13 protein-coding genes are annotated in these 14378 nt (G+C 37.7%); 7 read left to right on the forward strand and 6 right to left on the reverse strand.

Features of this window, described 5'->3' with window-relative positions; genetic code table 11:
* Nucleotides 1-169 precede the first annotated feature (169 nt).
* Nucleotides 170-661 carry a putative metallopeptidase gene (locus tag HUJ22_RS03940; RefSeq protein ID WP_290874179.1) on the forward strand — a complete coding sequence of 164 codons (492 nt, stop codon included), beginning with the start codon at nucleotides 170-172 and terminating at the stop codon, nucleotides 659-661.
* Nucleotides 662-694: 33 nt separating this feature from the next.
* Here HUJ22_RS03940 and HUJ22_RS03945 read toward each other — a convergent pair whose 3' ends face one another.
* The 6 genes from HUJ22_RS03945 to HUJ22_RS03970 form a co-directional block, all read right to left on the reverse strand.
* Nucleotides 695-1039, reverse strand: a complete 345-nt coding sequence (locus HUJ22_RS03945; protein ID WP_290874182.1) for a four helix bundle protein — start codon at nucleotides 1037-1039, stop codon at nucleotides 695-697.
* Between the two features lie 128 nt (nucleotides 1040-1167).
* Complete coding sequence (locus HUJ22_RS03950; RefSeq protein WP_290874185.1) at nucleotides 1168-1392, reverse strand: translation initiation factor; 225 nt, start codon at nucleotides 1390-1392, stop codon at nucleotides 1168-1170.
* Nucleotide 1393: 1 nt separating this feature from the next.
* Nucleotides 1394-2806 carry an MATE family efflux transporter gene (locus HUJ22_RS03955; protein ID WP_290874188.1) on the reverse strand — a complete coding sequence of 471 codons (1413 nt, stop codon included), beginning with the start codon at nucleotides 2804-2806 and terminating at the stop codon, nucleotides 1394-1396.
* Between the two features lie 3 nt (nucleotides 2807-2809).
* Nucleotides 2810-3370: a hypothetical protein gene (locus HUJ22_RS03960; protein WP_290874191.1), complete on the reverse strand. Its 561-nt coding sequence runs from the start codon at nucleotides 3368-3370 to the stop codon at nucleotides 2810-2812.
* Nucleotides 3371-3497: 127 nt separating this feature from the next.
* Complete coding sequence (locus HUJ22_RS03965) at nucleotides 3498-4928, reverse strand: carboxypeptidase regulatory-like domain-containing protein (protein ID WP_290874194.1); 1431 nt, start codon at nucleotides 4926-4928, stop codon at nucleotides 3498-3500.
* 147 nt (nucleotides 4929-5075) lie between these two features.
* Complete coding sequence (locus tag HUJ22_RS03970; RefSeq protein ID WP_290874197.1) at nucleotides 5076-6278, reverse strand: MFS transporter; 1203 nt, start codon at nucleotides 6276-6278, stop codon at nucleotides 5076-5078.
* Between the two features lie 362 nt (nucleotides 6279-6640).
* On the opposite strand from HUJ22_RS03970, the gene HUJ22_RS03975 reads away from it, so the two are divergent.
* From HUJ22_RS03975 to HUJ22_RS04000, 6 genes are all read left to right on the forward strand, one after another.
* Nucleotides 6641-7978, forward strand: coding sequence for a type II secretion system F family protein (locus HUJ22_RS03975; protein WP_290874200.1), 1338 nt, complete (start codon nucleotides 6641-6643; stop codon nucleotides 7976-7978).
* A gap of 19 nt (nucleotides 7979-7997) precedes the next feature.
* On the forward strand, nucleotides 7998-9773 hold the full coding sequence (locus HUJ22_RS03980) for an ATPase, T2SS/T4P/T4SS family (protein ID WP_290874203.1): 1776 nt from the start codon (nucleotides 7998-8000) through the stop codon (nucleotides 9771-9773).
* A gap of 81 nt (nucleotides 9774-9854) precedes the next feature.
* Nucleotides 9855-10361, forward strand: a complete 507-nt coding sequence (locus HUJ22_RS03985) for a cyclic nucleotide-binding domain-containing protein (protein WP_290874206.1) — start codon at nucleotides 9855-9857, stop codon at nucleotides 10359-10361.
* Between the two features lie 146 nt (nucleotides 10362-10507).
* Complete coding sequence (locus HUJ22_RS03990) at nucleotides 10508-11752, forward strand: ATPase, T2SS/T4P/T4SS family (RefSeq protein WP_290874209.1); 1245 nt, start codon at nucleotides 10508-10510, stop codon at nucleotides 11750-11752.
* 12 nt (nucleotides 11753-11764) lie between these two features.
* Nucleotides 11765-13504, forward strand: coding sequence for a hypothetical protein (locus HUJ22_RS03995; RefSeq protein WP_290874212.1), 1740 nt, complete (start codon nucleotides 11765-11767; stop codon nucleotides 13502-13504).
* A 2-nt stretch (nucleotides 13505-13506) separates the two neighbouring features.
* A complete protein-coding gene (locus HUJ22_RS04000; RefSeq protein WP_290874215.1) occupies nucleotides 13507-14376 on the forward strand; it encodes a hypothetical protein in 870 nt (289 codons plus the stop codon).
* Nucleotides 14377-14378: the final 2 nt, after the last annotated feature.

Below are 14378 nucleotides of genomic sequence, written 5' to 3' on the forward strand. Positions count from 1 at the left end.
ACTTTGTATGTTTGGGTCCATAAATTCGAGCAATAAATCGGATAATACAAAAAGAGGAAACCGGACTTTTAGGATTCATCAATGGAGCTTCAGTTATTATATGAGCTCTTTTTTGCCAGAGTAAGAAACTCATTTCAAATACTATCAAAAATTAAGAAAAGAATTATTCATGCCAGAGAACGATTATTTAGAAGCAGAAGCAACAGTACATTCAACCAAACAATTAATGGAATCTCCGGAAGTAGAGGCCATCGCAAAGAAAGTTATTGAAAAGCATAAAATGGAATTTGGTCCTGCTGAGATTGGCTACTTCCTGGTGTATCCGAATTTGTCCAAGCAGCGTGCGGCTAAATGCATGAAGGCTAGCAGAGAAGTAAAGCACTACTCAGGAAATGATTACCTGATTGAAATTTCAGGGGAGCTTTGGGATATGCTTGATAATGACACCAAAGAAATGATGTTGTATCATGAACTGCTTCATGTTGAGCCTACCTTTAAATCAAAAACCCAAGAGTGGAAAATGCTTATCCGTAAGCCTGATTTTGCTGATTTTTATACCATCAATGACAAGTTTGGGAATGAGTGGTATAAAACTATTCAGGCCACGGCTTCCTCGCTATACGATTTAGATCCAAGGCAGGAGAGTAAGGTCAAGCTGTAAATAGGTGTTAGAGGTGAGGTTTTAGGTGTTAGGTTATTTCTTTAGTAAAGTGTGGAGCATTTTTTGAACTTCTTCATTGAGTCCCAATGCAACTTTTAGAAAATTCGGATTAACTATTTCGTTCTGTTCCAGCAACAATAATTGAGTTTCAAGTTCAAAGCATGAACCAAGTGAGACTCTTAGAAATCGCTTGAAATTTTTTCTGCTTTTTCTGCTGCTGCCCTCAGCAATATTTGAGGGAATAGAAATGGAAGACCCAATTATCTGATCTCTGTAAGTGAAACGTTCCGATTTGGAAAGTTTTGAAACTATCTTATTTGTTTCTAATGCTAACTCCATGCTGAGTTGCCATACGATTAGTTTCTTAAAATTTTTCATCACGATAAATTTTAACTAGCAATTAATTGATAGTAAGAGCGATGAAAAACTAAAACCTTACAAAAAAATCATATAAAAGAAACTTCAGGCCATTTTAAGGACCCTAACACCTAAAACCTCTATAGGCATCAACTAACCTCATATCCTTCCTTAGCTAGTATCTTCTTGATACGTTCTACATGGTCGCCTTGAATCTCAATGGTTTTCCCTTTGACGGTTCCACCAGTTCCAAGTTGAGTCTTTAATTTCTTTTCCAGTTTCTCAATGACTTGAGGGTTATGGGTAATTCCTCTTATGACTGAAACTTGTTTTCCCCGCCGGCCGGCAGTTTCCATTTTTACGGTAACTTTCATGCTATACTTTAGTTTTTTTCCAATTTCCACGTCTGAACAATATAAAGCCTATAACACCCAAAAGTGATTCGGCTACTACTATAGAGTAAAATACGCCTTCTTCGTTCCATTCAAGAGTAAAAGCCAAAAAATAAGCCAATGGGATTTCGATCAGCCAAAAGCAGACAAGATTTATTAATGTAGGTGTTTTTGTATCTCCGGCTCCATTAAATGCTTGTATGATTACCATTCCAAACGCATAAGCCACATATCCATAACTCATTATGCGAAGGCATTTTGCTCCGATTTCGATGATGGCTGCATCATCTGTAAAAATGGTCATCAGGTTTTCAGAAAAAATCAAAAATATAATCCCAACAAGGCCTAAAAAAACCATATTGACAAGTGCCGATATCCATGTAGATTTTTCCGCACGTTCGGGTTGGTTTGCTCCAAGGTTTTGACCCACAAGGGTAGCTGCTGCATTACTCATTCCCCACGAAGGGAGAATAGAGAAAATCAGAATTCTGATGGCAATAGTATAACCGGCGAGAGCTATACTGCCAAATTCGGCGATAATTCGAACCAACCCAATCCAACTGGCTGTGGCAATAAGAAATTGGCTTATTCCACCTATAGAAACACGAATTAAGCGTTTTAGAATTTCGGTTTGAAGTTTGAAGTGCTTACGGAGAATAACAATACGTCCCCGACCGTCAAAGAGGCGGTAAAATTGATAAATAACTCCAATTCCCCGGCCAATGGTGGTTGCCATTGCAGCACCTGCAATGCCAAGCTCCGGAAAAGGACCATATCCGAAAATAAGCAGCGGATCTAAGACGATATTAATTCCATTTGCAATCCAAAGAACCCTCATCGAAATAGCAGCATCTCCAGCTCCCCGAAATATTGAATTAATCACAAAAAGGAACATGACTACCAAATTCCCACCCAACATAATAGCTGTGTAAGAAGAAAGGGTTTCAATAATATTAGGCCCGGCACCCATTAGCATTAAAATTTCTTTCGAAAAGAAAATACCGGCAAAAGCTATAGGCAGGGAGATAATGAGACAGAAAATTATGGCCTGTACGGCTGAGGTTGCTGCTTCGTCTTTCTTTTTCTCGCCGATTCGGCGGGCAATAATAGCGGTAGTTGCCATACTGAAACCGATAGCTATGGCATATACAAGAGTAAGTACGGATTCAGTAATTCCAACAGTTGCTACGGCATCGGCGCCCAGCTTTGATACAAAGAAAATATCAACAACAGCAAAGATGGATTCCATCATCATCTCCAGCACCATGGGGATGGAAAGAATTAATATGGCCCGGCCAATACTCCCGGTGGTAAAGTCGAGCTCGGTACCGGCTAACGAAGCTTTAATATCAGCCCATAAAGAATTTGTGGGTATTACAGGCTGTATTTTGGACATTTTTTAATGAGGTCGGGGAGATAAAAACCGAGAACCATGAACATGGATATTTTGCACTTTCCATGCGAGCTTTTCTATCAATGAAGAAGGGGCTTTAAAGAGAACGACTGAATCTGCCTTTCGGACAATTGTACGATCAAGATGATCAAGCTCTTTAAATTCAAGGACAACAGGAGTATCTATTTCTTTTACTTTTTTCAGGAAATATTTTTCTTGAGGAGAGGCATATTTTACAATGGATGAAGTAAAACCTGTGTAAGCTCCATTCAATTGTTCGGCATTTTTGAAAATGACCATGGAAGCATCTTTCTCAATCGATTCAATACAATCATCCAAATTCTTATAGCTTTCTTCTTCGTAAGGAGTAACAATTTCAGCCAAATCTACTTCTACGACATTGCTGCTGACTTCACGTTTCAATTCATCCAGCGCAGCCTTTCTGTTTGTTGTGAAAGGACCGGCAAATACAATCAAACTGTGTTTTGAGTGCTCCGAATTTCTAAAAGCTTTTAAAAACTCTTTGTAATTCAAACTGTTGTATTCAAAAGTGTTCTCTGTTTTCATGGCCATAGTTAAAAGCTGATTTTGAATGAGTAGCAAAGGTAGGGTTTACTTCAATTGTAATAAAGAAGAAAATAAAAAAAGCCTGCTCTTTAGGAGCAGGCTTTACTCTTAAAACTGGATCAATCAATTAATTTGTTTTAGCCCTTTGACCGGAAATAGTTTTGGTTGTTACACCACCGGATGGGGTTTCTACTTTGATTGTAAAACTTCCATCTTCACTAACTATTTCATTTGCATCATCATCAGAAATAGTCAAAGAAAATTCAGTACGTCCCGGGCCGGGGGTAAGATAATTAGGTAATTGTAAGTCAACAATATCTCCACCTGCGGTTAAACCAGGTTCTGCTGTAACAGAAATCTGTGTATTAGTTGCCATTGGGTTTCCATTCAAATCTGTAATGACTACATCAAAAGTTTCAGTACCTCCATTACCAATATTAAAAGTGCCGGGTGTAACGGAAATACTGGCTTCTCGGGTAGTAAGAAGCATTGTTACGTCTTTTTCAATATAATTGTTGTCTTTATCTACAGTTTGCGCTATGACATCTATAAACCCAACTCCCATAGGGTGATTTTGAGGAGTACTTCCATTAGCTGAAAGATTCACTGATGCGTATCCGTTTTCATTGGTAGTTGCGCTTCCATTTACAAGACCTCCATATTGAGCAGAGAAATATACCGCTGTCCCAACTTTTACCGGATTTCCTTTTTTATCACCAACACTTGCTGTGATAACGTTAGTATAAGTTTCATCGATATGAGAGTAGGCATCAAAATTATAAACCCGTGGAGCAACGTTGAAATTATCCGGGTGTGGAAAGCCACTGCTAATGGATACAATTACAGGAGTTGAACGAATAGTCAAACCAACATCAGGACGCTCGATCCTGGCTTCAACACGAACAGTACCCGATGAATCTCCACTTACCAACGCTGAGGTAACACGGCCTTCACCATTAGTTAAAGCAGACTCAGGTGTAATATATTCGCCTCCGCCCGGGCCTCTAATAATCTCAAAAAGAACTTCATGGTCACGATCTACTTTTCGATTTGCCGAATCTTTTACTACAAATGTAAAGGTGGTGCTTGTAATTCCTCCTGTCTCCGCAACATTAATTGATGTATTACTCATTGGTATCAATTCAATTTGAGCAGGCCCGCCAGCTTCTCCTACAACTTCGTCGGTGCCATCATCGCTGCTTGCATTCTCCGAAAGTAATTCAAAATCAAAACCGGTAATATTGTCACCTGGAGCTATATTTAGGCTTCTTGTTTCATCATTATATTCTGAAGCAGAGGCAGTTAAGGTTAATTCTGTGACTTCTTCCACTTCAATATCACCCATATTATAATTTCCGGTTTCATCGGATCTTACAAATAGATTACTTAGTTCAGCTGGAGAGGTAACTTGTATAGTCGCATTTTCAATTGAATTCCCCGTTTGCGAGTCAGTCACATATCCTTGGACGACAGCCAGTTCATCATCCGATTGAGTACATCCAAAAACGAAAAGTGTTATTGATAAAAGTGTAAAGCAATGTAGAAGTAATTTTTTCATAACTTTTTTAATTAAAAAGTGAGTAGCAGATAAAATGTTACAAAATTTGTATGTAGAATTCTAAGCCGTTAAAGAATTGAAAAGTAATAGTTCGAAATCAATTATTAAAATAAATTAATAATTAATTGCGATTGTTTAGGTTGATAGTTATTGATGTGCTTTCAATTCCGGTTCCGGAACATGTCGCCATACTACGTAAGCCATAATTAAAATCATAACGGCTCCCACAATAGTATTACTTACATATCCGCTTTTTACATAAAACGGTCCGGCAACAGATCCTCCTACGCCATACCCCACCTGACCAATAGCTACTAATAAGCTCATTAAAGAACCCCGGTTATCAGATTTAATAAGCTGGGTAGATAATGCCTGGAATGGGCTGATCCGCATTGCAATTAGAACCATGGTAGCAAAGAAGATAACATAGGCAATCCAAAAATCAGTAATTACATATGTGGTTATTAACATCACCATAGAAAGTCCGATGCATGATATAATTATGATTTTTTTACGCCCGATGCGGTCAGATATTTTTCCGGCTATAGGCCCGGTAATAACGTTGGCAATACCGCCTACAAAGAATAATGAAGCAATGGCTGTACCGCTTACCCCAAAAGTTTCCTCCAGCCATGTAGGCAGGTATACCACAAATACAGAGATGCTTAAGAACATCAATACATAAGAAAAAGCTACAGCCCTGACTTCAGCACGTTTCAATAAGTCATAATATTTAGTCAAAGATCCCTTAAAAGTAACCTTTTCAGCTGAAAGCTGAACGTTTGGTTGCGGTACCTTAAACAGAATTAATAGAAATGTAAGCGCCATAATTGCGCCAAAAAGTACAAAAGGAATTCTGAATCCGGAAAGATCTGCCAATAAAGTTCCTAAAGGGATTCCCAATATTTGTCCCATTGCTATACCGCTCATAATCCAGCCATTGGCCCATCCCCGTTTTTCATAAGGGAAATAATCCCCGACATAGGCTACGGCCGATCCGCTTAAAACACCACCCGCCATTCCAGCCAAGGCACGTACCAGCAAAAGCTCAAAAAAGGTGTCTACAAAACCATGCAAGAATAGAAAAAATGAAATGCCTCCGGTACCGATAAGTAAAATCTTTCTGCGGCCGATTTTGTCGGAAAGAGGGCCCATAATAATCGCAAAAAAACCAACCATAACAGCATAAACGGTCACGAGATTACCCAGAATTTCAAGGGGGGTCCCTAATTGTTCGCTGATGCGGGGGAGAATAGGAGAGATAATCATGACCTGACTACTTGCTGCAAATACAAGTAGCCAAAGGGCAAAAATTATTACGTATGGATTGCCGTCTTGTTTTTTGGTCATTTTAAAAATTTAACCCAAGATAGACTCACTTTACTTAAAAAGCCGTAAATATTTGTACTCATAAATTTGTTTTGAACAAATGAATATTGTTCACTTTAGGTAGTTTTTAGGTAAATATTTTTATTATTTACAGCAACAAGTAAGAATCCTGTATGATACAGAATATTGATTTACTGATTATTATGCTTATTTATGAAAAAAATGTAGTTTATTGTAACATCTACAGATATTTAATATCCTTCTTAGGTACAACAAAAAACAACAGATTAATTCGTACAAGAATAAGTAATGTTTGTTACTGTTGATCAGGATCGATTTAAAGGAAAAGCTTACACTTTAGTAAGGATAAAAAATCAATTATTATGGCACAATTTAGGCTTAAAGCTATTTCTCAGAAAGGAAAAGTTGTACAAACTGAATTTGAAGCAGAGAACAAAAAGGAAGCACAGCAAAAGGTAGATCGCCTCTCCAAAACAAATGGCCTTAAAATTCAGGCGATAGATGAAAAGAGAGTGTACATGTACAAAGCCCATCGCCCGGGTAAGCCTGTGGTTTCAGGAGAGCAGGAAGCCTATAGTAAAGAGGAGTTGGAAAAAGCTCTCGTAAAACTTGGCTATAAGGTAAAAAGTATAAATAAGAAACTTTTTGATTTTAAAGGGGGAGTGCCGCATACAGAAGTAGTTACCTTTATTAGTCTTTCTGCCGACCTGTTAAAACAACAGCTTCCTTATGATGAAATATTGAACCTTCTTTATGAGGATACTCAGAACAAAAGAATGAAAGAGGTTATCAAAACCATCCAAAAGGATCTGAAGGATGGTAAAGAGGGTTCTGAGGTTTATGGGAAGCATGAAGATATTTTCGGAAAATTTGCTGCCTATATGCTTAGCGTGGCTTCCACATCAGGTAATATGGCGTTGGTTTTTGAAAGTACGGCTAAGTTCCTCGAAAGAGATGCTGAATTTAAAAAGAATCTCAGGCGTGCACTGATGATGCCCGCAATTACGGTGGTGGCTGTTATCGGTGTAGTTTTATTCTATGTAGGCTACATTTTTCCTGCAACAGCCGAATTATTCCTTGAAATGGATATTATGTTACCTCCAATGACCGCTGCTACTCTTGAGTTAAGTTATTGGCTTCGTGATAATTGGGTGCTGATTCTTCTCTCATTTGTAATCCCACTTTCTGCATTCTTGTATTATATAAAAACCCCCAAGGGTAAATTAAATCTGGACAAATATATAATTCATATACCGGTAGTGGGTGACCTGCTGCATAAAACCAGTATCGAGATTTTTGCCCGGGTATTTTACACTTTATACAGTGGTTCAGGCCAAAATATTGAGGTAATAAAAGTTGCCGCTGAGGCCTGTCGTAATAAGTATATGGAAAAACAGATTAAGGAGGTTGCTATCAAAAAGATGTTAAAAGACGGAGCAGGCTTGATAGAATCTATGGAAGCAACCGGTGTATTTACCGTAACAGCTTTAAGCCGGTTTCGTCTGGGGGCAGAATCGGGAGCACTTCGTGAAAATGCAAAACAACTGGCTGAGTATTACGAAGTTCAAACTACATACAAGATGCAGTCAGTAATTGATATGATTAACCTATTCATTAACTTGTTTATCATGGTTGCATTGATTGCTATTACAATTGTTTCTTCTGAATCAGCTGTTATTCAGCCAAATCCAGGTACATAATAATTCTTTAGATTTTTAAATGGGTAAAATAAACATCCGCAGACATATTGGTGATATCCTTGTTAATAAGGGTGTCATTACGGAAGAGCAGTTGCAGAAAGGATTAAAAATCCTTTCTGAAGAGCCTAAGGAAAGTAATCGAAGGCTTGGACAGATTCTCTCTCAGGACTTAGGGCTTAGCAGGCATGAGGTTATGAAAGAGATTGCGGGTATTTATGCTTTCCGTGAAGTACTTGAAAATGTGGATATGATCCCCGGGGAAGTCCTTGATCATATCAAAGAAAATCTTGAAGAGCTTCCAAAGGAAATTATAGATGAATTGGTTCATCATAAGGCAGTACCCTATCAAAAAACCAAAGATTCTATAGTTATAGCGGCTGCTGACCCTTCTGATCCTAATATTCAAAGTGTATTAAATAAAATCAATTTCAAGCAAACGGAGTTGGTTTATTGTAAGTACGAGTCTATTGAGGAAATTCTATCAAAAGTATACGAGCAAAAAAATGAATTTTTGGATCTGCTCGAAGAAATTGATTACGAAGAACCTGATTTAGAAAAAGGTCAGGAAGAAATTGACGAGGAAGAGATTGATGCCGAAATCAATCAAAGCATGCTCAATTCCTTGATTGAAGGAATGCTGGTTGAGTCAGTGAGGCAAGGGGTGAGTGATATGCATATTGTACCGAGTTCACCGACTACCACTGATATTCGGTTTCGTGTAGACGGAAAACTGCAATTATGGTACCAACAAAAAAACGTAAAGCCTGAAGCTATTTCTGCAGTTATAAAAGATAAAACCCGGAATGTTGATCGTTTTGAACGGGATGCCTCTCAGGATGGATTTATACAGCGTCAGATTGATGGGATAGGTATACGTTATCGTGTTTCAATTATGCCTATTGTCGGGAAACAATTCGATCGAAAATTTGAATCGATTGTAATTCGGGTTTTAGATGATCGTAATGTAATCAGGGACTTAGACAAACTAGGTTTACAAAAAAATGCGAAAGAAAATTTTATAAAATCTATAAAGAAGCCATCCGGCATCGTTATTGTTACAGGGCCTACAGGTAGTGGTAAATCAACCACCTTGGTAGCTGCATTATATTTTGTAATCGACCCCTCGAAAAATGTACTAACCGTTGAGGAACCTGTTGAGTATATTATTGAGGGTGCCCGGCAATTGAAGATTAGCCACCATATGACTTTTGATCAGTCTATTCGCGGGATTTTACGTCATGACCCCGATATTGTATTGGTGGGTGAGATGCGGGATTTAAAAACTGCTGAAATTGCAATTAAGCTTGCAAATACCGGCCACTTAACGTTTTCAACCCTTCACACAAACGATGCACCCAGTGCTATTTCACGTTTATTTAAAATGGGGGTTGAACCTTTTTTGATTGCAAATGCGGTGAATTTGGTTGTTGCGCAGAGATTGATTCGAAGGCTTTGTAATGAATGTAAGGAGGAATACAAACCACATCCTGAATCCGCTAAAGGCATTGGATTTACGGATGAAGAACTTGAAACGACTACTTTTTATAAGCCAGGTGGATGTGAGAAATGTAATAATACAGGCTATAAAGGCCGTGCAGGTATTCATGAGGCACTCTACTTTTCCAAGGAGATAAAACAGTTGATATTGGATGCCGGTGGAGATATTGATGAAGGTGCCATAAAAAACTTAGCAATGTCTCAAGGGATGCTTACATTACGAGGGTCTGGCAGGGAACGGATTAAAGAAGGTATCTCTACAATTGAAGAGGTTATAGCAGCAACCATTGAAGATTAATAAAGAGGTAAAACTTGAAATTAAATATTAACTTTGGGAATAGCATGATATTACCAGCAGTAACTACTATAGGGGTTTAGTATGAGTAACGAGATGTCAAATTCCGGCGATGAGCTTATGACTGACTACATTAAGAAGTTTTTAAAAGAGCCACCGTTGCTTTTAAAAAACTTTCATTATGAGGATGTATTGGAATTTCTCCAGTTAGGAAAAGAAGAACGATTCCTGGCTGATGAAATCATTTTAAACGAATCAGAATACGTTAACTCAGCTTATTTGGTAGCAGAGGGGAAGGTGAGTGTATGGAAGGATAATATACAATTAGCTACATTGGGCGAGGGTAATTTTTTGGGTGAAGCTTTTCTTTTTAGTAAAAATAATAGAATGGCTAAAGTTACGGCAGACGGGGATTGTGTGCTTTTGAGGTATGAACGCTACGAGGCGTTAAATTTCTTTAGAAAAAAACCTGAAAAGCTGTTTAATATCTTTACAAAAAATATTATCGAGATACAGCAACGTAAGATCAGTAATATGAATGTTCAATTATTGAACCTAAAGAAGCGTTTACTCAACGACACAAACTGGTAAGTCGGGTATCTCTCAAGGATTATTTTTATCAAACTTAATTACTAATAATGTTTGTGATATTAAATTAATTTAATTTAGTTTGTAACAAATCATCTACATAAATATCTATTACATTGTCATCTTATTAAATTGATATTGGCTTTATTATGGAGGCGGCAACAGCAAATAAGAAAATAGAAGACTTGGTTCAACCGGTCATTGATCAGGTTCCACGCACAATGCGGGGGATAGATCGTCATGAAGCTATTGGAAAAGTTATAGATAACTTGGATGAAGAGCAGAGGGACGGACTTACGGCTATATTGGAAAGCTTTTTGAAAAAAATGCTAAAAAATGAAGCTTCTGATATTGATATTGGCGGTCCGGGCTGTGACGGAAAAGTCTGGTATAGGATTTTTGGTGATAAAAGTCCGGCTAAAAAACCTGTAAATCTTACTTTAGACCAAACTAATGTACTCTTACATAATGCAATTTTACCTTCTCAACGTAAAAAATTGATTGCCGAGAAAAACTTGGATTTTTCCTACTCCATTCCGCTTAATGAAGACAAGGTGCAACGTTTTCGGGCAGATATGTATTTTGATCTTGAGCATTTAGCTCTAAACATGCGTAAGATCGACAACACAATACGTCCATTCAAAAGCCTTGGAGCACACACAGAAGTTGCCAAGGCATTAAGTCTCAAGTATTATAAGTATGGTTTAACGCTTATTACAGGTATCACCGGTTCGGGTAAATCATCTACGCTTGATACCATTATTGATGCAAATAACAGGACTGTTGATTCGCATATTGTGATTATTGCTTCACCTGTTGAACTTATCCATAAACCTATGAAATCAGTAATACGGCATAGGGAGGTCGGCAGGGATGTAGATTCATTTAAAGAAGGGGCTATACAGGCTTTACGTCAGGATCCTGATATCATTGTAATTGGTGAGCTTAGGGATCCTGAGACAATTATGACAGCTCTTGAGATTACAGATTCTGGCCATAAAACCTTTGGTACACTTCACACCTCGTCTGCAATGGAAAGTATCGAGCGTATTTTAGGTGAGGTGCCAACAGAAGAACAAAATCGAGTTCGCACCCGATTAGCTGATGTACTTACATGTGTAATCAGTCAAAAGCTGGTCCCAAGTTTGGACGGTAAACGCGTATTAGCGAAGGAAGTACTGTTGGTAAATGCTTCAGTAAGAGCTGCTATTAGGAATAATAATATCAGTGAGATTTATCAAATGCTCATGGAGGGTGGCGATAAAGGTATGAATACTATGGAACAAGACCTGAAAAGCTTGTACAATAACGGTGTCATATCAAAGGAAAATGCACTCAATCATGCTAACAATAAATCGAAAATGGTTCAGCTTCTAAGTGAAGTTAATTATTAATTTCAGAAAAGCATGATTCAGAAAAAAATATATACCGGACTTGTTGTTGAAGACGATACTCTTAAAGTAGCCAGGATTAAGGTATCGGGAAAAAAGGTTTCTTTACTAAGCATTGATAAAGTTCGTTTAGTTGAGCCTTTGAAGGAGAAAAAAGCAGTAAAAGCTGGGCAGAAGGAAAATGTTTTTGATAATGTTGACAAGGGCGGTGATGATGATGATGATGAGCTGATTTTTGGGCTAGAGGACGATGATGATGATGATGAAATTGGAGAGTTAGACTTAGAAAACTTTGAGGACGATTTAGATGATTTAGATTTTGATGATTTGGATAGCGGGGGCGGTGACGAAATTGTTGACACCGACATGGTAAATGAATCAGAAACACCGTCATCTAATGAATTACTTCTCTATAACTTATTAAGCTCGTCAGATCCTAAAAGAGTTGACTTGGGAATTAGTGTCCCCGCCGGACAGGCTATTTTTCAAATACTGAAAGACGTTGACTTTTCTGATACAAAAAAGAAAGATCTTAAAGTCATTGTTGATGACCGTTTAGAATCTCTCCACGGTGTTTCAAAATCGGATGATTTCTATTCCTATTCTGTCAGGGATGATGGGGCGCTTTTATTAACCTCAATTGATGATGAGCCTCAACTGCTTACCCTGCTAAACCGCACCGATGAACTATATAGCGGAAAGCTTTTTATACACGATATTTTACCTGATGAGCTTCTTTTATTAGGGTTGATCCGGGCAAATTATGACTTGGATGAGAATTCCATAACTGGTGTTGTCCAATTTGGGGAAAGTAAAAGCCGGGTGTTGTTTCTAAGAGGGAATCAGCTTTGGATTGTTTCTCCAATTATTGTAGAGGATATAAAAAACCAACGTTTTTTAAATACAGTTTTCAGTAAAATACTATTTCAGTTAGATACAGGAGAAGTACCTAATCTTGATCGACTGATAATCTGCAATAATTCATTGGGCGATGAAGCGGTTGAATTTTTTGAAGAACGTTTTCAGGATGTTGATGTAGCTGAGTTTAACTTCTCAGATGACTTGTTTGAATCAGAAAATGTTAATGAATCTTCAATTCCTGCTTTTACGACTGCCATTGGCGCTGCTTGGGCTGCCTCAGGGTTTAAAAGCGATGTTTTTCCTAAGATTTCTTTTTTACCTAGTTATGTAACCGACCGCCAAAAAATATTTAAACTTCAGTGGCATGGCTTTCTTTTGCTGCTGTTTATCTTGTTAACACCTATTGTTGCAAATCATTTTTATACTCAGTACGCTTCTGAGATTGATCGCTTAAATTCTGATGTAAGTACTTTAAATGCTCAAATAAGATCATTGGAGCCTACAGTTCAAAGGTATAATGAGGTAAGTGCAGAACTGAGCCAAATACAGGCACAACTTACTCTTTTGGGTGAACTCAACCAGGGAACATTAAGATGGTCAACGAATCTTGATTTACTGAACCGTGGGTTTAATGATGTGAATTCGGTTTGGATTACCTCTATGAGCCCCGCTCAGGGTCAAAATATGGAACTTAACGGGTATGCTATGTATCGAAACCGAATTCCTCAATTGGCCGATATATTCGATAATGCAACACTATTGAATGTAAGATCGAATGATATCAGGGAAGAAGAAGTCTATCAATTTGAATACGTAGTGAAAGACTTTTTTGAGGATGAAAATATTTATACCCCGGAAAGTGTCCAGGGCATACGTGAATTAACACAGGAATAACATTGTCATACGCGGTTAGAAATACAATTATCTTGTTGGTAGCCCTCTTATTATTTGTAGGAGGGGCATTTTCATATATAAAATTTATCCAGCTTCCCGAACTTGAAAGGCTGGAAATTTTACATGCTGAAAAACAAGAAGAATATAACAGCAAAAAGGCTACAAGCGATGCTTTTCCGGAATTAAATAAAACTTATCAAAACGCACTTTCCATTATTGAAAATTTTGATAAATCACTGTATAAATCGCCTGATCCGGATGATGTGTTTGATTATTTAAATTATATAAGCAGCAGCAGTGCATCATCAATGATATACTTTGATTTTACATATTCAGATTCCACAGCTCAGAATCAATATGGTATTCTGAGATCTGAAATAAATGGGTATGCCCGATATGCGAATATGATGAATTTCATTAATAAATTGGAAAACAGCCGGTTATTAAATAAAGTTACTGACCTTTCTTTAGAACCTGCCTCAGGTCCTGCCAGAGAACTGGATGAGGTTACGTTTACATTTACTTTGGAAAGTTACTATAAAAGAGTTCCTATTCAGGAAAGCACTGGTGATATCCGGCAGCTTGTGTTGAATGAAAACATATCAACTTATAATCCTTTTTATCCCCTTATACAACCAACGGTTCCACCAAATACAGAAGATTTGATAGATGTGGAACAAAGTCGATTAATTGGCCTTACCGGATCACGTATTTTTATAGTTGATCAGGGTGGTAATATATCTTCATTAAAACCAGGTGATGAAGTTTATCTTGGTCAATTACAGTCTATAGATCTTAATAATAAATCAGCTACTTTTAATTTAAATAAAGGTGGCATTACGGAATTAGTTACATTGGAGATAGAGCGATGAAA

Origin of the sequence: Gracilimonas sp. (genome assembly GCF_014762685.1) — a bacterium.
Lineage (GTDB): Bacteria > Bacteroidota > Rhodothermia > Balneolales > Balneolaceae > Gracilimonas.